This is a genomic window from Clostridia bacterium, from assembly GCA_034926675.1.
In the GTDB taxonomy this organism is placed as follows: domain Bacteria; phylum Bacillota; class DTU025; order DTU025; family DTU025; genus JAYFQW01.
Window position 1 is genome coordinate 18,772 of the sequence record JAYFQW010000048.1, and the last position, 17,931, is coordinate 36,702.

The following is a 17,931-nucleotide window of genomic DNA, read 5'->3' on the forward strand; positions in this document are numbered from 1 at the left end:
TCCTTACGCTGGGGTTTTGGTGTAGGTGCCGCTCCACATGATATCTTGAGCTGCGGAATGAGTGTTTTTGAACTGCGCGTAGGAGCTGTTGGTGAGCCTCAATCCGTCGCCTGCCATGCAGGTCACATCGCCTTTGGTCACAAACACCCTTGTCGTGCCGTCATACAGATACAGCTCGCCAGGGTAGCCGTGGGCGAGATAAGCCAGCGACACCTCATGTCCGCTAGCGGGGCGTATGTCCGCGTACGCGTCCTTGGCAATGTTGGTCGCCTTGCCGCACCAGGCATCATCTATAGCTGCCAATCACATCACCCCTAGTCTAGCTTGACGCTGATGCTACCTGCGCGAATGACGCACACATCGTTGACTGCGTAGGACTTATGCGGATTGTTGGTGTCGGGCAGCGTATACAGGCAATGGCCCTCTGTGGCAGCATCCCATAGCCCCAAATGCGTGATGGGTTGGCCTGCGCCCCACGGGCCGGTTGGGTCACCGAATGTCACTTCCGCGCTGTTCACGCATTTATAGCCCGTGCCATCGGATGTAGGTGCTGAGAATGCAATCTCCTGCCGGGCATAGCCCGTGTCCACAGTGCTCACTTCGCCCACCGAGCCGTCGTCGGTTGGGTCGGCAGTATGCAGCGAGATATACACCTTCGCTGGCGATGTGTATGCCGTCGCCCGCAAGGTGGCATTGAGCAGAGCCTGCTCTAGATAGTCAGAAAAGCCTGCCATTTGAGTTCCTCCCTATTTGCCCGGCGCGACAACGAGTCCCGTGATCGCGCCGCCCAGAATTCCTGCCAGTAGCCATGCGTATCTCTCGGTGCCCATAAGCCGCTTGAGTTGTATAGCCTGCATATTTATGATGGAATCCCTGTCCGCGAGAGCGATGGTAAGCCGGTCAATCTCCATGCGGAGCAAGTCGCCGTCCCTCTCTGCCTCCTCATACAGCTTGAGAGTATCCTCCACCAGCGCCTTCTGCCTGCCCACCTCTGCCGAGAGTGTAAATGCCTGATCCTGCCATGCGAGAGCATCAGTCATGGCCTGCTCGTAGAGAGCCTTGTAATCCGGCGCTGCTAATGCGGGCAGCGAGATTAGCACGAGAGTCAATAGGACCATCAGTAGCCTCTTCATCTGCCGCTCTCCCTTCTGATTCTCTCTGCCTCGCGCTTCCGGCGCTCCTTGGCGTCGAGCGTGTCCTGCACGGTGCGCCGTGCGCCCTCCACTACAGGATCGGGCTGCATGATGGCCTTGCCCGCGCCCGTGAGCCCTGCCGCGCCGGTGATCCCGATGCCAATGGCCTGCGCGAGCTTGTAGCCCAACACGGTGCCTATAATGAGAAGCAGCAGGCCCGCGCCTGCCGCAATCCATATCCGGTTAGCTCTAAGCCACGCCTTGATCATCGGATGCCTCCTTCTGGCCAAATGCCGTCGGCCATGCGAGTTTGATCGCGTCGAACTGTCCCATGCTCAATAGCCATGCGATAATTGCTCTTGATAGCCACTCGCCCATATATGCCTGCCAGCCGCCGACATACGACCGTGCAGCGAATGCCGCTGACACCGCCAGTGATACCCACCATGCCAGCGCGATTAGGCGCGCCGTTCGCTCGCGTTTGGTCCCCGGTGCGTCGAGCCAGCGCCTAGCCCGCCGTCCGAACCATCCTCTCCGTAACCCGTTGATGATGTTCATTACAGCGAACGCGCAAGTTGCGTCAATGCCAATTCTCATGAGACTGTCGAGGTTCATCTCTCAACCTCCCACTTCGGCCCGCCTAGCTTCTCAATCTCTCTCACGACATTCCAAATCTTCTGTGCATACTTGGGGTCTGTCGCCCACCCCGGTTCCCCATCGCTCGGCAGAATCGCGGACAAGAATCTGCTGGGGTCATGCGTTACGCTCAGAGCATCGTGGTACCAACTCAGGCGCGAGAGCAATCTGGAGTAGTCCACGATGCACTCGTTCCAACTGGGATACACGCGCCACTTGGCGACAGTGTCGTACCAGCCCTTTGCCTTGCTCCATTCCCTGGTCGGCAGCTCCAGCGTCTGCCCACTCCAACACTTGCCTGCCTTGATACCGAAAAGGTTGTTGGCGCGAGCGCAAAGCCCGCTGCTGCCCCAGTTTGATTCCAATGCAGCCTGAGCGAACACAACAGGCTCGTTGAACTGTGCACCCTTCTGCCGGGCGACCTTGCACGCATTGCTCATGCGCTCGACAAACTCTGGTCTTGTCATTTGGCTACCCGCGCCACGATAGCAGCGATGATAGCCGATACGCCCGCCATGCCAAGAGTCCTGAGCCATTCGGATTTAGCGAGTGACTGCTCGATGCGCTTGGTGCTCTCGCGCAATTCCTTTATATCAGCCTTCATCTCGGTTACATCGTCGCGCAGGTATCCCACATCCTTTCCGAGGCTACGCCCATACTCGCAGCCGCGCTTATGCAGCTGTTCTGGGTCTATCTCTGTGTGCCCGTTTGCCATTCGATCACCTCAATACCCACCAAATCAAAAGGGCCTCGACCGCGAATGTCGAAGCCCTTCCCATGTCTCGTTTGAACAGTTCCGCTCCAGCCCGATGCCACGGGCAGAGAAGTGTGCCGCTCTGCCATGCTTGGGGTCGCAAGAGGCTGTATGCTCCATCCACCACGTCCGGCAGCACTGCTCCCAGCACGCCCCACAACGCCCACGGCCAGCCTCGACAGAGCAAGACGATGCTCCTGGCCACCTGCCATAGCCACCAGGGCCAATAGCGGCGAGGAGGCCAGCCGCGAAACTCAGGGAGCAAGTAGTCCATGGCCGCGTGAGAAAGGATGCCCGCCGTGAATGCAAGTCCCGGCGGGCAGTGTCGGGCGATTACTATGCCCGCTGCGATGTGTCCAACTGCTGTCATACTACTTCCACTTGCCGATGGCGATGGCGTTGACATTGAAATTGTCGCCCGCAATGCACACAGCAGAATGCACGGCAACGGCGATAACCACGGATGCGGTGGAGAGGGGAGCAACGTGCTGGTTATGGCTAATGTCGTACGGGTCGTCACGTCCGTTGATGCGTGGCTTTTCGATAGCGCACACAACAATGGGCGCTTCCCCGAAAACCGCGGGGAATGACCATTGGGCACGCATGTAACAGTCGTTTAGATAGGTGCCGTTCAGCCTCTTATAGCACACCTGTAGCCCGTTCTCCCACCGCACGTACGTGCCGTCGCTGTTGGAGTCCATATCTGAGATGCGAACACCCGCGAGAGCGTCGAGAGCAGCCGCCACTGTTGTTGGAGCAAAGCCCGATACAGAAGAATTATAATGCGATGTCTTGAGTCCCATTTATGCCACCCCCACGGCGCGAAATGCGCAGGTGCCCGCTTTGCATGAATAGTGCAGCACACTGCATGTTCGCGGGAAGTTGTCTAGCACCTCGCCGCTTTTTAGCGTGAGCCGATTGCTCGGCGTTGCCGAACTGGCATCGAATGCGATGTACAGGTCAGTGCCGCCATCGTTGACAATGTGCGAGATCCACTTCACGGCGAAATCCGCATTGGCGTCCGATGTTGTAGCCGTCGCCGCCGCCTCGACTGAGGAGGCGAACCCATGCCCACGCATAGCCCATGGATCGGTGCCTGCTTGCCCTTGCTTGAGCGTGCCAATGTCCACCGTCAGGCCCTCTGCATTCACCGTAACCCCAGCAGCCAACACAAGCCGCCCTTCTGCATCCACCTGGACAGGCACTTCGGTTGCGCCGTATTTGCCCTTGATCGTCACCACGCCCAGCGCACGGGCGGCGCGATCTATTACATCGACGCCTTCCGGCACTCGTGTATGAATCGATTTATTGGTCACGTCTACCGGATTGTCTCCCGCGGTATGCAGGAGCTGTTGTAGTGTTACATCTGCCATGTCACCACTCCCATTGCACTCTCAGTGTTAAGCCATGTTCGTCGGCCCACGGCGGGCGGCCGCTCTGGCTCAACCAGTGATTGCACCAGTCCGTCAGCCTCACGCTCCACACGCCCCGCCGCGCCTCTGCCCATACGGTGTAGTCCTGTCGCACAGGCACCCATGATGGCACTATGCCTGCCTTCCATACCCACTCGTCACACAAGCAGCGCAGTGAGTAGCCGATACCAAGCCAATCTGTGAGCGGATGCGTTCCGACAGTCTCCCATGTCCATTGCCGAGTTACGAGGTCATATTCGCCTGCGACTGTGTGCGAGGCCGCGCAAGGGGCGGCGAGAAGGAGAATTATGCACAGTAGTGTGACGTTACGCAACCTGTAACACCGCCCAATGAGATATATACATTTTTCTGGCATTAGCGTCGGTGGTCTTGACCTCGGCGTAGAATATCGCGTCATCGCCTAGATATATAGGCAAATTCGATGTAGCTTCACACGCCGAACCCTGCGTAACTTGCCATCGGCATACACCACCTGCAACGGTGATAATGATCTCTTTATTCGCTGTGGTATTGCCGGCGCCCGACGTGGATAATTCTGCTGTCTCCACAAGCGACGTGCCGTCGCCGTGTGCTCCGTAGATATAGCCGTCGCGGTAGGAAATACCCACAAACTGTTTACTAGCAGGAGTCCCGATGCCAGCATACCCCGTAACTGCGCTGTAAGAGTCATATCCAATCCCCATACGGATAAAGTAGGGTCTGGATGTGTCAAAATGCGTAGTAGCTGGGCATTCCTTGCGTAGGGTCGAAGATGCGCCGCTTTGAGCAGCCGTGGTTAGTTCAACATGGCGTTCGGTGCACACGGCTGTGCCCGTCTCAGCGAAACCATATACGGAATCGAAACGTGTAGAGTAATATATGCTGCCTGGACGCATCACATCAACCAGGCTCGGCCACGGTGCATTAGGGGCGGTATTGTCGCCGTAATTATACCCCCCCACCGCCTCCCTTACAGTGCCTAGTTTGATATAGTCGCCTGCAGGCGGTCCCGTCGTCGAGTAGCTTGCAGTCGCGCCCGTGGCAAGACCTATGCCATCGCGGGTAAGACACAGATAGATTGCGTACGTATTATTATTCATTGTAGGCTGAGGCATCTGCAGGTTAATCGGTGCGTCAGTCACCACACAATAGCCGGCGATCACTGCCACCCCCGCCGTGATGGGGAGGGTAGAGCCCTCTACCTGAGAGGGCAGATTGAAACCGCTGACCACGTAATTGCGGGCCCCCGGCATCATCCATCCTGCCAGGTTAATCTCCTTAAGCACCTTCTGAGTCGCCCCACCCACCGCATTGGCGCTAGGAAAAATCTTTATCCCCATCTGCTACGCCACCTCCAGCGGGAATGACCACTGTATTGCCCACACGTGCTGCGCATCCTTGATCTGTGGCTCCAGCGCTACCCACGCGAACGGCACGCTGCCCGCAAACACCATCGCAGAACGCAGCGTCAACCCATTGCACATGTTGGATGCCAGGTAATACTGCGCCTCCAGCATGGGGCCATAGGTGCGTAGCGTCGAAAGGTCTGACCTCCACACCTCATCCACCGGCCCGGTCGCGTCAGCGGCGGGCGCTGTTGCGCTTGTGCCCAGTGCTATGGTGGTGAGCGGGGAGCCCACGCCGCGAAAACAGTCCCACAGTGCCGTTAGACCCGAGTCCAGCACTCGGTTATGCACTCGCTGATGACCTGCTAACTCCATACTAGGGTAATCGTAGATGCCAACATCAACGTTAAATGGCACGATCCGTATTGGGTCGCGCCGCATGTATATAACGCGCATTAGTCCACCTCGCAAAATCCGACCTCACTTATTGTGACCTCTGCTGGAGCATAGTCAGATATGTTCACGGAGCAGGTATCCGAGATCTTAACCACATCCAGGATTACATGCACGATCGGCATGAACTCAGGTGCGAGCTGGTCTGCCGCCGATGCCTGTTCGCGTTCTCTGAGCAACGCCCGATAGTATTCGCGCCACCGGGGATTCTCTGAACCTACGGTCTCTACACTATATTGCAGCCTGTATGTTTCATCGACTGTTGGCTCTTCCTTGATCCGAATATTGTCGATCAGGAACTTTTTCCCGATGCTCAGCTCTGGCAGGGCGATGTCGAGCAGTTGCCCAGCATGCAACCCGTGCGTCGAGGTCCGAAACATCACCTTGGTGGGGATGTGGTCATACTGCTCCAGAATGGTCTCTGCCTTGGCCGTGGCGATGTCCGCGCGGTCGATCCCCTCATCCACCTCAACGGCCTCATAGATCCCAGTGCCGCCCTCGATGGCCTGACGTGCAGTGATTTCATCTTTGTTCACCGCATATCCAAGGATTGGGAACCTGCCAAAATACGACAGCTCGACGACATCGCCCGCCGACAGCGGGGTATCTCCGATGTAGCGAATGGTGTTGGAGCCTGGTTCGAATACCCATCGTATATTCGGGTCGCCGACACTCCCGATTAGTTGCACCACATCATTGACCGTGATCTCAGGGGCCTTCTCGATCTCATCGTACGCAGTTGTTCCATTGACAGCCGTTGCATGCTGCACGTAAAACACGGTTTGCCCTGCGGTAGCGGTCCATCGAATCTGGCTGATCTTGTCGGCAGTGACCTTGGTCCCTTTCACGCGCTGCACATTACGATACTGCGATCTGTCATACTCAACTTGCAGGTCATACGCTATTAGGTCGCTGTTAGCCACGATGCCCCATGGAGCCGCGGTGGCAATACGCTCGACGAAATGCACGCCTTTGCCAGCGTCTACCCACCATTTATAGCCGGTCAGCCGTGACAGCTCAGCCATGCAGTCAGCCACAGAGAGATAGGCAAACTGTGTTTTTTTGAGCACCGGCCCATCCTGGACATCGGCAACAGTGAACCCCTCGCCCGTGAGACCGTCGGCAATGAGACATTTGACGATGTCGCCCGCCTTGTAGTTGAGGTGCGTCCCCGAGTAGAACCGGCGCGACATTATACAGCCCCAGTCCACGATGCTGAGGTGATGCATGAGACCTGCGCCAGCTGGCAGCAATTCGATGCCCGGCTTCTCTATCTGCCCATTGAACACCCCAGTGATGACCGGGTTCTCTGCACCCTCTGGAGGAGGCTGTACGTCCTCAATCACCACTGGCATGCCTGTCACTAAATGCAGTTCGTTGCCCTTATCATAAAGGTCCACCGAACATGTGTCGGTTGCGTTGATTTCCTCGGTGATAGACAGTGAGCCTAGCAGCACAAATGCCGAGACGTCCTTGCCGGCTATGGTAATGCGGAGTATCGGATTCACCTCCCCGAAGGGGAAGGCCGGGTTGCCCCGGCCTACGCGTATGAGACTCTGGCGCGGATGTTCTCACGGCGCAGGGCCTCAACCGTCTTGCGCTGTATCTTGTCCGTGAGCGTTTCCACGTCTCGATCTGACATGATGTGGTTGCCGTGCACGTCCACATGCACGTGAATATCACCACCGCCATACCCCGCCGCCTTACTGCTGCGAAGCGGGATCACGGCTTCTGGCCCGGCCTCGCCGATGAGTGCGAATGTAGGCTTGGTCACTATGCCACCATCGGCAAGCGGTTTAGCCTGCGATGAGGGTTTATCGTCTTTTGACCAATTGCTTTGAATTGCCAGTAACGTTGCAAGCGCACCTGCAATTATCAAGGCGCCAATCGGCGACCACATCCATTGGATGGCGGTTTGCACCGCTTCGCATGCCAGCACCGCGCCCACTGCCATTTCAATGAACGCCTTAAGCATGGAATTTAATGCGGTTTTCAAAATGGTGTTCCAGTCGCCCTCGCCGGTTATGAGTTTCATGCTAACATCTGTAACGAGTTTATTCATAGTGGACTGCGCGTCATGTTGGAATTTGTCGATAACCTCTTGCATTGTCTTGAATGTACGTTGGGTTTCGCCGGTGATATCGACACCTAACTGTTCCCAGATTGCCTTCGCCTGCTCGGCAGTGACACCATGCGTTACAAGCAGGGTAGAGAACGCTTTTTCCGTCTCGCTATTGATACCCGCGCCGGTGGTGCGTGTCAGGGCGGTCATGTCTATGCCAGATCTCTCAAGCGTAGCAACGATTTTACCCCATACTTCTGTCGTCTTGTTCTTGAGCCGTTCCCATGCCGTACCTGTGCCCGCCGCAGATGTGACTGCATCTATCATGGTTTGATCCAGTGTCAGCCCCGTCTCCGTCGCCGCACTGCTGATCTGCCCGAGCGACAGTCCCATCGCATCAGCTGTTGTTTGCCCAGCCAGTTGCAGCCCGCCCATACTCTCCACCATGCGATCAATCGCTGAGGTAAACGGCTCCGGTTCGATGGCATCCAGTTTCAGCGCCCCACTGAGGGTCAGGGGCCCCATTGCCGCCAGCTGTTCATCGACCAGGTGCTGCAAATCAAAGTTCTGGAGGTTCGGCTTCAGTTCGGCGTCCAACTCTAGTGAGAGCGGTCCCTTCAATTGCTCCTGAACCTTGTTGCCGAACAAATCCTTAAGGTTGTCCGGCACCAGCTTCATCTGATCTGCATCCAGCGTCAATGCCAGTTTAGCAGGCTTGGCATCGTCCAGCGCGCCGAGCGCCGAGTCCACGCCATATCGCATTGCAGCACCTGGGATAGATGCCGTCTGCCACCAGACGTTCTCCGTGTCGTCGCGCATAAGTCGCGCATTGTGCGCCATCCTTCGCGCCATCGATTCCAAATGGCCCGACAAGGTGTCCTCCATGCGCTCGCCTGCTCGCCCGAAGGTCTGCTCCACCGCGCTATGCAGTTCATCCGACGATAGGAGGCCATCGGCTATGGTCTTATCTATCGCCCGCCCTGCATTTGTCAAATGCGAGAATGGGCCAGACTTGGCGTCCGAGTGAGGCAGTAGTTGCCCTGCATCGCCGAACTTGCCGAGGATCGCATCATACAGTGCATTACTGCTTGACGCGCCCTGCGCTAACGTCTCGATGATGGCTCGCCCGTTCGCAGTCAAATGCGAGAATGGGCCAGACTTGGCGTCCGAGTTCGTGAAAAGCTTTTTCGCTATCGTATCGAACGCTTTCAGCACTGCCTGAAATAGCGAATCAGAGGATGCAGCCCCTTCAGCCATGGTATCTACAATAGCCTTACCCGACTGCTTCGACGTGCCCGCAACCTGCGCCGCGAATGTCTTACCCTTGCCTTGCCATACGGCGACAAGCCCATCTAGGAGTTTGGCTTGGTCTGCAATAAGGAGCTTGCTATCCTTATCAAGGATGCTCGCGTCCACGAGATCTTGCGATGTAACGCCGAGGTATTGCGCCGCGTCGAACGTTCGCTTCTCGTTCTTGGTGTCGCGCAACGTACTAGCTGCATGTGTAAACTGCATTTGCGAGACCTTGTCCAGATCCATGAATTTCATCGGCGGTGCTGCTTGTATCTCTTTCTGCTTCTTGGCAACCTTGTCATACAGTAGGGCCAAGCCGCCGACTGCCAGGAATGTCATGCCCAGCGGAGTGGCCAGCCCCGCGATGATCTCCAGACTGCCAGCAACTACCTTGAGCCCTACACCGGCCCCAACTAGCAACCCAAGACCCTTAATCATCTGGTCCTGTTGCTCGGGCTTTATATTGTTCCAACTGCCGATGACCTTATCGAGGTAAGTCAGAACCTGTGGCAAGACCTTTTCGAGGTTCGCAGCGACCTTGTCTCCCAGCGGAGCCAATGCGACATCCAGCTTGTTACGCATAACCTGCATCTTCTCGCCGAAGCTCTCGGTCTCTTTGGACGTGCGTTCAATCGCGCCTTTGCTCGCGTCCAACTTCTTTGCGTACTCGTCTGCATTCATCGCGTTCCGCCTGATCGCGTCGGCCATGGGCTGAGCCGCGCGTGGACCAAACACGCGGGAGCTGATCGCTAGTGCCTCCTGCTCGGTCCGGGCCTGCCTAATGCCCTCGATCCATTTCGGGAACTCCCTTTTGGGGTCCAACCCCTGACTGGTTAGCTCGTTGATTGCGCTCTTGAACCCCATTGTGGCATCACTGACATCCACGCCGTGCTGGTAGAACGATACTAGCAGGGCTGTCGCCGAGCTTAGATCATAACCTAGCTGCCTAAACTGCGGCCCGGCATCGAACAGCGCAGCATTCAACTCGGTCACGCTGCCCGTAGACATTTGAGCTGCTTTGAACATGCGGTCCATCGTGCTGGAATAGTCCTGCTCTGCTACGCCCCACGACTGCACCATACGCGCGAAAGAACCGCTAACCTGCTTGGGATTCTCGCCGAACATCTTGCCAGTCAACACAGCCTGCCTTGCAAGCCGATCCAACGCAGGCCCGCCCTCCATGTTGAGGCGTGCGCTTAGATCCCCGACGGCCGCGGATATATCGCCCAGACCCGCAGGCGTGGTGGTGGCTAGACGCCGGAATGTGTTCTCCAGTCCTATTAGCTTCTGCCCGGTCGCGCCAGTGCGTATGGCGATGTTGTCCAAAGCGTCATCAATGACCATCGAGCTACGCACTGCCAATGTGCCCGCTAGAATCAGTGGCCCACTGATGTATTTGTTCCACGAGTTAGAGAACTTGTTGAGGCTGTCACCGGCCTTTTTGAGTCCATCGTGCAGCGTCTGGAGCCCATTTTGGGCCTTGGCGCTGATTTGATCTGCGGCCTTGCCGACCTCGGTTGCCGTTTCCTTGGCTGTGTTCTTGATCTCCTTGCCCGCATCGTCAGCGGCTTTGGCAGTCTCGCCCGCCGCTTGCTTCGCCGACTGCGCTGCATCCTTGGATGCCGTGTCCACAAGCCCGTATGACGCCGCGTAGTCAGCCCATGCGGCATCAGCTAATTGTCCCGAGTTCGCAATGGCTGCCTGTGTCTGGCTAACCGACTGCGCCACGCTAGTAGCCGCTTTCTCTACTGCCTGAGTGGTAGAGGTTGTGACTGCCGCTGCTGTCTGCGCAGCCTGGCTCTCCAGCACGCCCAGCGCCGCCAGTTGCTGGCCAACTATACCGCTGGGATCAATGGTCAGGTCCACCATCTCGCGCCCGATCTGGACGCGCACCTTCTGCATTTCCGACGCAGCCTTGGACGCTGCTGATGTCGCCGCCTGCGCTGATGCTTGAGCAGCTTTGGCGGTTCGCGATGCGGTTTGTTCCACTGCTCTCGTAGCAGTCTCGGCGCTAGACTTGATGGTCTCCAACGCGGCCCCAGTCTTTTCAAACTGCCGAGCAGCCTGATTGAGCCCTGACACATCAGCGCCTATGCGCACCATAATGGAGCCGAGGTCTGCCATGTTATCTTCTCAGCTCCTTTAGCTGCTTCTCACGTTCTTGGTCCTGCGCTTTTAACCACGCTATCCACTCGGATAGTTCATACGATGTGAGAGAGCGCAGGAGTTGAGAAACTGTCATCCCCAACTCCTGCGCTATACGAAAATACCAGGCCCGTTCAGAGCCTGGCCCTAGGAGTTTTTTGTGATTGCCTCATCGTCTCCGGTGAGCCCTGATACCCTCAGCGCCGCGGTAGTGAGTCTGTCCAACGCCTTGCCGAATTTGCCGTTGAGCCGATCCCGATGTGTAGGCTTGAATACTGGCTGATTTGTCTCGGGGTCGTACACCGAGTAGATTATCAGCTCGGGTTGTATCCTCTCTACGTCCACCTTGCCCTTTTCATCCGTTGTCTTGGCAAGCTTAGCCCTTTGGGCTCCGGTAAGCCCCCTAACCAGCAACCTCTTGCCCCACTCAGGCACCTCAACTGTCTCGCTGGGGATGTCGTCCATGTCCAGGATCTCGTCCGCTAGTGATCTGGTTTCGTCTGCCATGTTGCCCTCCTTATGCCGCGTCGATATATTGTGGTATGCCAGTGATCTGAATGTTCAGGCTTTCGCTCAGCGCCGAGTCTGTTGCGTTCTTCACGCTGTCCGCGGTGAGATGTCCGTACACGTAATAGGCGACGCCATTCTTGAACCGCAGCTCAAGGCCCAACAGCGTTCCGGCGGTGATGCATCCCAGGAAAAACTCATCAAACCACCATCGCTCCACTGCAACAGTCCCGCCTTTGAGTAGCGGCTCATACTCTCTAAAACCCGCAGGCACTGTGTCCCATGATGTAACATCCAGCATGTCCTTCTGCAGATCCATGCTCCACGATTTGGAACCACCGAGTTTGTTGACTGCAGTGAAGTATTTGCCGGTCACAGTTACCTCGGTTCCTGCCTCCAGGCCAGGACTGTATGGGATTGCGCCACCTGCATGGGCGATGCCCGCCGTGGGCGCTACGCTCGCTGTTACCGCCTGGGATGGGTCCCACCAGCGCTTAGCCGGGTTCGTGATCCTGTAGACTGTCCTATCGGCGTTGGCAGTAGTCGCCTCGGTCGTGAATGCCGCTGTGTTTTGCGTTGTATCAATGAGATATACCGATGATTCGTAACCGACGATGACGCCCAATCACATCACGCCCTTATGCGAATGTCGGCGCGCCGTTGAACTGGAAGTTGAACGAGCCAGTCGCTACGCCTTCCACGCTGGATTTGGAGCTTAGACTGGTGATGTACACGCTGCCTGACCACTTATGTGTGGAGTCCTCGTAGAGCTCGACTGTGGCCAGCGTGCCCTGCAGCCACGCATTGCGCAGAGCCGTCTGCCCCGCGTCCGTCGGGTCTGCGTATTTGAGGTTTACCGAGCCCGTCGCGCTCGCTAGCAGGGGAATGGATGTCTTGAAACCATTGTTGCCATCGTTCATTGAGGTTTTGTCAAACATGTCGCGAGAGCCCTCGAAGCTCCAGTCCGCTGTGCCCGCAACCGCCGTTGAACCGACCATGACCTTCGAGGCATATCCGACGATAGCCATTTTACAAACCACTCCTATGCCCACCCGCTGGCGGCTCCCGGAGCAGGTGGAAATTGCATGAGAAAACCGGACGACCATTCTCGTCCGGCCCAAGCGGGATGATGTCGCCTTGCGCCCATATCCCGTCATATTGAGTCCCGTTGATGCCCTGACTCGGCAATGCCGCGAGCGCATCCCTGACTGTCAGCGCCTTCGCCCATGCGATGGGGTACTCGGTGTCAACAGGTCGGCCTCTCACATGCACCATCACAGTTGGCCTGTCCACACGCCATTTGGGATCAGGTGAAAAGCCGCCAGTATCGTATACGGTGATGCACCTATCTGGCGCAGCAGGCATTGAGCCCTGCGCGATGCGCCAGTCTGCTGTAGTCGTGCGCGTGCCCACGCCCGCGGCTACCAGCAGGTCGGCTATATCCTTCGATGGAGGGTTCACTTGAGTGCGCCACCTGCCTTGTCCTGGACGATCTTGGTGAGGTCCACACTCTTAATTGCATCCTCTAGAAACTTAGCCTTACCACCCTTGGGATGGTCGAAGTCGACGCCCTCGTGTTGCGCTGCTGCGTATGGGACGCTAAACCCTACTATGACCATCGCACAGCCGTCCGGGCGCTTGTTGTCGCGGACCTTGCTGGGGTCCGCGCCCGTGGCCACGACGTCGCTTAGTTTGGTGGATGTGGCAGAGCTCTCGTAGTAGTTGATGGTTTTACCGTTCTTTTCTATAGATGCGGCTGTAAGCTCCGTGCCGTCATCCCAACGCAGGCTGCCCGACCGTCTGAGATCGCCCGTCTCGACTGGCGCATCCTGCACGGCTTGGCTGAGCACTGCCAGCCCGGTATCGCGTACGGCCTCAGCTGTCAGGCCCTCGACCTCTGCCAGCTTGGCGTTGAGCTCAGCAATGGCCTCATCTAGTCCGTCCAGCTTAGCTGGCATTATATATACACCTGCCAATGATCTGTTTCGCCGTTGAGCCCCACACGTTCCAAGAGGCTCAGGGGTTCCTTGGCGCTGCTCACAGGCTCGCCTGCATGTCGCCCCGGCGCTATGCGGCCCTGCAGGTCGATGGGCTGTAGCAGCCAATATACTGCACTGGCCACGAGCTCTCTGCCGTCCTTGCTCCGGACAAGCTTGGTCGTGCCCTGGTATCTGCATTTGAGTGTTTGCGGGACCCCGAATCCCCCGCCGCCCCACTCGCCGCCTTCACCTGGCGGCCAGTAGGTGCATTCCTGATCCATCGTTGCAATACTAGACAATGGGCACCGCCCCCACCAACCACGGTCTAATGAGCATCTTGGCCTGCGCCGATAGGAGTCCGCCTGACTGCGCCCTTGCAAGCACCTCTGCGCTGTAACTTTCCGAGGCGTCGCCGATGCTAACCGCCGTCAAACCGTCCCTCTGCCTCGTCGCTCTCTGCGTGTCCTGCGAGAGGATAGCAAGAGCCTCTTCGCAGGTGGCGGCTTTGACCGCCTCGGGAACCTCTGTCTCTGCGCTCCACGCGCCCCGCCAATAGACAGCCCGAGGAAATGCGAGAGGCTGCGCATCGCTGGTCGGGCGACCGCGCAACCTCTGCATGTCTATCGTGCGCGTGGCGGTGATGAGCGCCTGCGTTTTGTGGACTTCGGTGGCTGCTCGCCACTGGTCAGCTCCGTATCGACTCCCGAAGTAGAGATCTGCATCGATCACGGAGATGTAGCTCTCAATCGCCACGTGCTACGCCTCCCTAGACCATGAGGTATACATCGACGGCCTTGCCGTTCAAGGCGCTTGTCAGATCTACTGTGTTCGATTCCAGCGCAGTTGCGCTGACCGTCACTGTAACTCCGGCGTCTTTGGTGTTATCCAGGTATCCAGCTAGCACCGTGTCATGGGCCAGCTTGTACGGCAGACCCAGCACATCGGTAATGCCCACGGATACCCGGTCGTCCACGGAGCCGGGGGTCGTGTCGGTCGATGATGCATCCGGCGTCAGACCCTCGCAGGTGCCATTGGTGTAGGCGATGTTCAGCGTGGTGTCGTTGGCGTCGGCTACTTTGGTGGTCAGCACAACATCGGCCCCTGCGCCGCTTACAGCGAAATGGTCAGCCACGAGCGGAGCAATATAGCTCCGTATCTTACCCGCTACCGCCGCCGCGTCGTCATTGAGATCAACAGCAGCATGCATAACCTTGTCACTCGTGTAGTGGGCAGATGTCACGGTCACTGTCACCGTGCCAGCTTTGGTGATGGCGCCTACGATGGTCGCCGTCTCTACCTGCTTAGTTCCGGCATGGGTCTGCGCCGGCAGTTCGATCTTGGTGACGGCCTTAAACGCCTTGGCGCCGTTCTTCGTTGACTTGCCGGCCAGCGCCAGTGTCTCCGTGATCGCGTTGCCCGCTAGATCAGTGCCGGTGATGATTACATCCCCGGTGATACCGGCCTCGTTACCCACAACAGACAGCGCGCGCGCGTAGTCGGGGTTGACGAGTCCGGCGGTGATGGACTGCGAAGCCGCCGTCAGATGGAACAATCCTACAGCATCGGCATCCGCTGCTGCCGGTCCAGTCCACTGCGCGTGAGCCACGAAGGCCCGGTCTGCATCTAGACCGGGCGCGTCCGTCTGTATGAGCTGCTCCAGCGCAGGATTGAACGGGTAGAACTTACTAGTCACTCCACGTCACTCCTTACGCCTTAGGCGCGAGCACCGCGAACGGGTAGCGGGTCGCGTTGTTGGGATTCACGCGGTTGAGCGGGTTCGGTAGCTGCCAGCCAAGACGCATGACAGCACGGATAGCCACCATATCCTGCTGGGGCAGGTTGTAGATGACCTTGCCGTCCGCGTCGGTGATGACCGCCTCAGTCAGCACCTTGTACGTGACATCCTTACGCATCGCGTATACGAGCTGACTCCAGTCGCCAGAGATCAGCAGAGACTGCGCCGCGTCGATTGCTCCGTTGAGAGGGAACAGGCAATCCGTGCCGTCGAGGGTATAGCGGGTCTTTTCCTGTACGCTGGAGTTGAACAGCGGCACACCATTGGCGTCCCGCAGTCCGCGGAGCTTGGCCTTCATCGTCAGCGCCGCAATGTGCCCGGTAACGAGGTAGCCATCCTCCTCCACCTTGGAAAGCACGCCGCCCTCGACCATAACGTCATCATAGAGGTCAGCTCCAGCGCCGAGGTTGACCACGTGCCCAGCGGCAGCCGCGCCAACCGTAATGCCATCCGGCCAGGTGCCAGGCTTGTTGGTGCCGTAGAGCACGGCCTGGTCAACTGCGATGCCGAACGCCTCTATCAGGCGCGGCTTGACCTCGCCCCAGATGTCGTACTCTGTGTCGTCGAGCACGTTGTCCGGGATGGGCACGATGACCGCGAGTTCCTCAGCGTAGATGCTCTTTTTGTCCCAAGCCATTTTGGTGGTCTGCTTGAGGCCCGTATCGCCGTTGACGAAATACGCCTGCGCCAGTGCGCTCAGGATGGGCTGCGTACGCTGCGCCGCCGTCATATCGGGCAGTCGCCGTGCCAGTCCCATGATTGCCGACTGCTGCGGCATAGACTGGAGAATCTCCTTGGCTGTTTCAACCGGGATCAGACTATCCGCATCGCTGCGGGAGATCATTGGCATTGATTACACGCTCCTAAAATGAATTGACCGGGCTTAGCCCCGGCCTGCCGCCTTCCGAATGAAGGCATTCATGTCTGTTTTACTATTGGGCGCTCCGCCCGGATTGGTCCCGGCCCCCACGCTACCACCCTTGCCTTCAGCCCTCTTGATCCAGGGTTTTGTCTTGACCAGGGCTTCCAGAGCCTCCTTGACGCCTGTTACCTTGCCGCTCTTGAGCTCTACACTGTCGCGGTCGATGAGCGCATACGCCGCATCTCCGTCCACGAGTCCCATGTCTGCAGCTATGGACTTGACTTCGGCGCGTATAAACATCTCGTTTGCGGCTTCCAGCGTCTTGGTAGCATTGGCCTCTGCCTCTTCCTTGGCAGCCTTCAACTTTTCGGTCTCGGTCATCGTTGCTTTTTTGCGCTCATCTTCCAGGGCTTTCTCTTTTTCCTTGGCTGCCCTAGCCAGGCGCTTCTCGACGATAGAGTCAACTTCGGCCTGGGTGAACGTCTTACCGGCATCTCCCGCCGTGGGTGTATCCGTGTTGACCTGCACGTCAGGGGTTTGTTCGGTCTTCTCGCTCTTAGTATCCGTGTCTGCCATGTCTACCTCCCGTTTTAGGCCCGTCGGCCATAACCGGCTATAGCCCGCCGTGGGCATCAAAAAAACGCGCCCATAATAGGCGCGCCGGGGAATACGTGATGTATGAAGTCTACTCAGTCACGCGAAAGGGTTCATCCTCTGCGCCATCGCGCAGGCTCTCGGGCAGTGGCAGCGCTATCGTGATAGCAGCGGCAAGTGCATCGGTTACAAGCTCCCACTCGCGGTGCATTATATCGTTGGCCGTCGTCTGCAATTCAGTGCCCGCATTCGATAGCAGTAACTGCGCCGTCCGATACATCCCATAGGTATGTAGGTGTATCATCTCATGCGCTGCCAGCTCGTTAATGTCCTCGGCAGGCGTGCTACATATGCCCTCAGTGAGCTCCAATAATGCGGAGCAGCGTTGCCGGTTGGGAGTTACCTGCGCGACTGTGTCGTCATCGAGTGCATCCTTCCAGAGCACGCGGACCTTCCAGCGTTCGAGTCCAAGGCGTTGTCGCCACTCCGCGATGGCCTGTTCTATCTGCTCATGTGTGTATGCCATGGCTCACCTCAATACCAGATCACTGCTGGTATCGCCCGAAACGCCGGTGATCTTCCCGCACAGCACCACGCGATAGGGTTTTGGCTCATCATCAGTCGCTTCATCCTCTTCGCCGTCTTGCGCCGTGGCAAATAGCACTCTGCACAGCGCATGGACGAGATGGTCATCCTGCTTATCACCAGCTAGATGTGCATATAGATGCACCAGCGCATGGTTGATGTTGTCGTTGATATCGAGCTTGCGCCAGTTATCTGCGCCATACTTCGCGGCCCCGCGTCCTGCAATCTCGGCAAGCCGCAGCATCGCCTTGGCATCGAGCAGGTCAAAGCGATATGGACTGTAACTCTGCTTGCCGCCCTTTTCATTGACAGTCGGCGGCGCGTCCGGCCCCACGCCGGGAATCACAGTATCGGTCATGCACTCCTCCTAATCGC

The 17,931-nt window shown here is 57.7% G+C and carries 25 protein-coding genes; all 25 read right to left on the reverse strand.

The window, feature by feature from the left end:
• Positions 1–3: 3 nt before the first annotated feature.
• The 25 genes from VB144_11430 to VB144_11550 all read right to left on the reverse strand — a co-directional run bounded on the left by VB144_11430 (position 4) and on the right by VB144_11550 (position 17,902).
• A complete protein-coding gene (locus VB144_11430; GenBank protein MEA4884243.1) occupies positions 4–303 on the reverse strand; it encodes a hypothetical protein in 300 nt (99 codons plus the stop codon).
• 11 nt (positions 304–314) lie between these two features.
• The gene (locus VB144_11435; GenBank protein ID MEA4884244.1) at positions 315–734 is read right to left on the reverse strand and encodes a hypothetical protein; all 420 of its coding nucleotides are present in this window, start codon (positions 732–734) and stop codon (positions 315–317) included.
• Positions 735–746: 12 nt separating this feature from the next.
• Entirely contained in the window at positions 747–1,133 is a 387-nt protein-coding gene (locus VB144_11440; GenBank protein MEA4884245.1) for a hypothetical protein, read from the reverse strand.
• Positions 1,130–1,402: a hypothetical protein gene (locus tag VB144_11445; protein MEA4884246.1), complete on the reverse strand. Its 273-nt coding sequence runs from the start codon at positions 1,400–1,402 to the stop codon at positions 1,130–1,132. Before VB144_11445 ends, VB144_11440 begins: the two co-directional genes overlap by 4 nt.
• Positions 1,383–1,748, reverse strand: coding sequence for a hypothetical protein (locus tag VB144_11450; protein ID MEA4884247.1), 366 nt, complete (start codon positions 1,746–1,748; stop codon positions 1,383–1,385). Before VB144_11450 ends, VB144_11445 begins: the two co-directional genes overlap by 20 nt.
• On the reverse strand, positions 1,745–2,236 hold the full coding sequence (locus VB144_11455; GenBank protein ID MEA4884248.1) for a glucosaminidase domain-containing protein: 492 nt from the start codon (positions 2,234–2,236) through the stop codon (positions 1,745–1,747). Before VB144_11455 ends, VB144_11450 begins: the two co-directional genes overlap by 4 nt.
• Complete coding sequence (locus VB144_11460; protein MEA4884249.1) at positions 2,233–2,484, reverse strand: hypothetical protein; 252 nt, start codon at positions 2,482–2,484, stop codon at positions 2,233–2,235. Before VB144_11460 ends, VB144_11455 begins: the two co-directional genes overlap by 4 nt.
• A 410-nt stretch (positions 2,485–2,894) precedes the next feature.
• Positions 2,895–3,326 (reverse strand): hypothetical protein, encoded by a 432-nt coding sequence (locus tag VB144_11465; GenBank protein ID MEA4884250.1) that lies wholly within the window; start codon positions 3,324–3,326, stop codon positions 2,895–2,897.
• A complete protein-coding gene (locus VB144_11470; protein ID MEA4884251.1) occupies positions 3,327–3,896 on the reverse strand; it encodes a hypothetical protein in 570 nt (189 codons plus the stop codon).
• A 365-nt stretch (positions 3,897–4,261) separates the two neighbouring features.
• Positions 4,262–5,275 (reverse strand): hypothetical protein, encoded by a 1,014-nt coding sequence (locus tag VB144_11475; GenBank protein MEA4884252.1) that lies wholly within the window; start codon positions 5,273–5,275, stop codon positions 4,262–4,264.
• Between the two features lie 3 nt (positions 5,276–5,278).
• Positions 5,279–5,737, reverse strand: a complete 459-nt coding sequence (locus VB144_11480) for a hypothetical protein (protein MEA4884253.1) — start codon at positions 5,735–5,737, stop codon at positions 5,279–5,281.
• Positions 5,737–7,242, reverse strand: a complete 1,506-nt coding sequence (locus tag VB144_11485; protein MEA4884254.1) for a hypothetical protein — start codon at positions 7,240–7,242, stop codon at positions 5,737–5,739. The genes VB144_11480 and VB144_11485 overlap by 1 nt, the downstream gene beginning before the upstream one ends.
• Before the next feature lie 32 nt (positions 7,243–7,274).
• The gene (locus VB144_11490) at positions 7,275–11,213 is read right to left on the reverse strand and encodes a phage tail tape measure protein (protein MEA4884255.1); all 3,939 of its coding nucleotides are present in this window, start codon (positions 11,211–11,213) and stop codon (positions 7,275–7,277) included.
• Between the two features lie 168 nt (positions 11,214–11,381).
• Complete coding sequence (locus tag VB144_11495; protein ID MEA4884256.1) at positions 11,382–11,741, reverse strand: hypothetical protein; 360 nt, start codon at positions 11,739–11,741, stop codon at positions 11,382–11,384.
• A 10-nt stretch (positions 11,742–11,751) separates the two neighbouring features.
• Positions 11,752–12,366, reverse strand: coding sequence for a hypothetical protein (locus tag VB144_11500; protein MEA4884257.1), 615 nt, complete (start codon positions 12,364–12,366; stop codon positions 11,752–11,754).
• A 13-nt stretch (positions 12,367–12,379) separates the two neighbouring features.
• Positions 12,380–12,769, reverse strand: a complete 390-nt coding sequence (locus VB144_11505) for a phage tail tube protein (GenBank protein ID MEA4884258.1) — start codon at positions 12,767–12,769, stop codon at positions 12,380–12,382.
• Between the two features lies 1 nt (position 12,770).
• Positions 12,771–13,202 (reverse strand): minor capsid protein, encoded by a 432-nt coding sequence (locus tag VB144_11510; protein MEA4884259.1) that lies wholly within the window; start codon positions 13,200–13,202, stop codon positions 12,771–12,773.
• On the reverse strand, positions 13,199–13,699 hold the full coding sequence (locus tag VB144_11515; protein MEA4884260.1) for a hypothetical protein: 501 nt from the start codon (positions 13,697–13,699) through the stop codon (positions 13,199–13,201). The genes VB144_11510 and VB144_11515 overlap by 4 nt, the downstream gene beginning before the upstream one ends.
• The gene (locus VB144_11520; GenBank protein MEA4884261.1) at positions 13,699–14,019 is read right to left on the reverse strand and encodes a hypothetical protein; all 321 of its coding nucleotides are present in this window, start codon (positions 14,017–14,019) and stop codon (positions 13,699–13,701) included. The genes VB144_11515 and VB144_11520 overlap by 1 nt, the downstream gene beginning before the upstream one ends.
• Positions 14,012–14,473: a DnaT-like ssDNA-binding protein gene (locus VB144_11525; protein ID MEA4884262.1), complete on the reverse strand. Its 462-nt coding sequence runs from the start codon at positions 14,471–14,473 to the stop codon at positions 14,012–14,014. The genes VB144_11520 and VB144_11525 overlap by 8 nt, the downstream gene beginning before the upstream one ends.
• 13 nt (positions 14,474–14,486) lie before the next feature.
• Positions 14,487–15,413, reverse strand: a complete 927-nt coding sequence (locus tag VB144_11530; GenBank protein MEA4884263.1) for a hypothetical protein — start codon at positions 15,411–15,413, stop codon at positions 14,487–14,489.
• A 13-nt stretch (positions 15,414–15,426) separates the two neighbouring features.
• Entirely contained in the window at positions 15,427–16,365 is a 939-nt protein-coding gene (locus tag VB144_11535) for a phage major capsid protein (protein ID MEA4884264.1), read from the reverse strand.
• A gap of 33 nt (positions 16,366–16,398) precedes the next feature.
• Entirely contained in the window at positions 16,399–16,953 is a 555-nt protein-coding gene (locus VB144_11540; protein ID MEA4884265.1) for a DUF4355 domain-containing protein, read from the reverse strand.
• A gap of 109 nt (positions 16,954–17,062) precedes the next feature.
• Complete coding sequence (locus VB144_11545; GenBank protein MEA4884266.1) at positions 17,063–17,497, reverse strand: hypothetical protein; 435 nt, start codon at positions 17,495–17,497, stop codon at positions 17,063–17,065.
• Positions 17,498–17,500: 3 nt separating this feature from the next.
• The gene (locus VB144_11550) at positions 17,501–17,902 is read right to left on the reverse strand and encodes a dATP/dGTP diphosphohydrolase domain-containing protein (GenBank protein MEA4884267.1); all 402 of its coding nucleotides are present in this window, start codon (positions 17,900–17,902) and stop codon (positions 17,501–17,503) included.
• Between the last annotated feature and the right edge of the window lie 29 nt (positions 17,903–17,931).

What these genes read in the sequence shown, in the direction of transcription:
- VB144_11470 (MEA4884251.1), bottom strand. Translation starts at nt 3,896, where the DNA reads ATGGCAGATGTAACACTACAACAGCTCCTGCATACCGCGGGAGACAAT.
- VB144_11455 (MEA4884248.1), bottom strand. Translation starts at nt 2,236, where the DNA reads ATGACAAGACCAGAGTTTGTCGAGCGCATGAGCAATGCGTGCAAGGTC.
- VB144_11450 (MEA4884247.1), bottom strand. Translation starts at nt 1,748, where the DNA reads ATGAACCTCGACAGTCTCATGAGAATTGGCATTGACGCAACTTGCGCG.
- VB144_11540 (MEA4884265.1), bottom strand. Translation starts at nt 16,953, where the DNA reads ATGGCAGACACGGATACTAAGAGCGAGAAGACCGAACAAACCCCTGAC.
- VB144_11460 (MEA4884249.1), bottom strand. Translation starts at nt 2,484, where the DNA reads ATGGCAAACGGGCACACAGAGATAGACCCAGAACAGCTGCATAAGCGC.
- VB144_11435 (MEA4884244.1), bottom strand. Translation starts at nt 734, where the DNA reads ATGGCAGGCTTTTCTGACTATCTAGAGCAGGCTCTGCTCAATGCCACC.
- VB144_11440 (MEA4884245.1), bottom strand. Translation starts at nt 1,133, where the DNA reads ATGAAGAGGCTACTGATGGTCCTATTGACTCTCGTGCTAATCTCGCTG.
- VB144_11495 (MEA4884256.1), bottom strand. Translation starts at nt 11,741, where the DNA reads ATGGCAGACGAAACCAGATCACTAGCGGACGAGATCCTGGACATGGAC.
- VB144_11445 (MEA4884246.1), bottom strand. Translation starts at nt 1,402, where the DNA reads ATGATCAAGGCGTGGCTTAGAGCTAACCGGATATGGATTGCGGCAGGC.
- VB144_11490 (MEA4884255.1), bottom strand. Translation starts at nt 11,213, where the DNA reads ATGGCAGACCTCGGCTCCATTATGGTGCGCATAGGCGCTGATGTGTCA.
- VB144_11505 (MEA4884258.1), bottom strand. Translation starts at nt 12,769, where the DNA reads ATGGCTATCGTCGGATATGCCTCGAAGGTCATGGTCGGTTCAACGGCG.
- VB144_11535 (MEA4884264.1), bottom strand. Translation starts at nt 16,365, where the DNA reads ATGCCAATGATCTCCCGCAGCGATGCGGATAGTCTGATCCCGGTTGAA.
- VB144_11480 (MEA4884253.1), bottom strand. Translation starts at nt 5,737, where the DNA reads ATGCGCGTTATATACATGCGGCGCGACCCAATACGGATCGTGCCATTT.
- VB144_11515 (MEA4884260.1), bottom strand. Translation starts at nt 13,699, where the DNA reads ATGCCAGCTAAGCTGGACGGACTAGATGAGGCCATTGCTGAGCTCAAC.
- VB144_11475 (MEA4884252.1), bottom strand. Translation starts at nt 5,275, where the DNA reads ATGGGGATAAAGATTTTTCCTAGCGCCAATGCGGTGGGTGGGGCGACT.
- VB144_11465 (MEA4884250.1), bottom strand. Translation starts at nt 3,326, where the DNA reads ATGGGACTCAAGACATCGCATTATAATTCTTCTGTATCGGGCTTTGCT.
- VB144_11545 (MEA4884266.1), bottom strand. Translation starts at nt 17,497, where the DNA reads ATGGCATACACACATGAGCAGATAGAACAGGCCATCGCGGAGTGGCGA.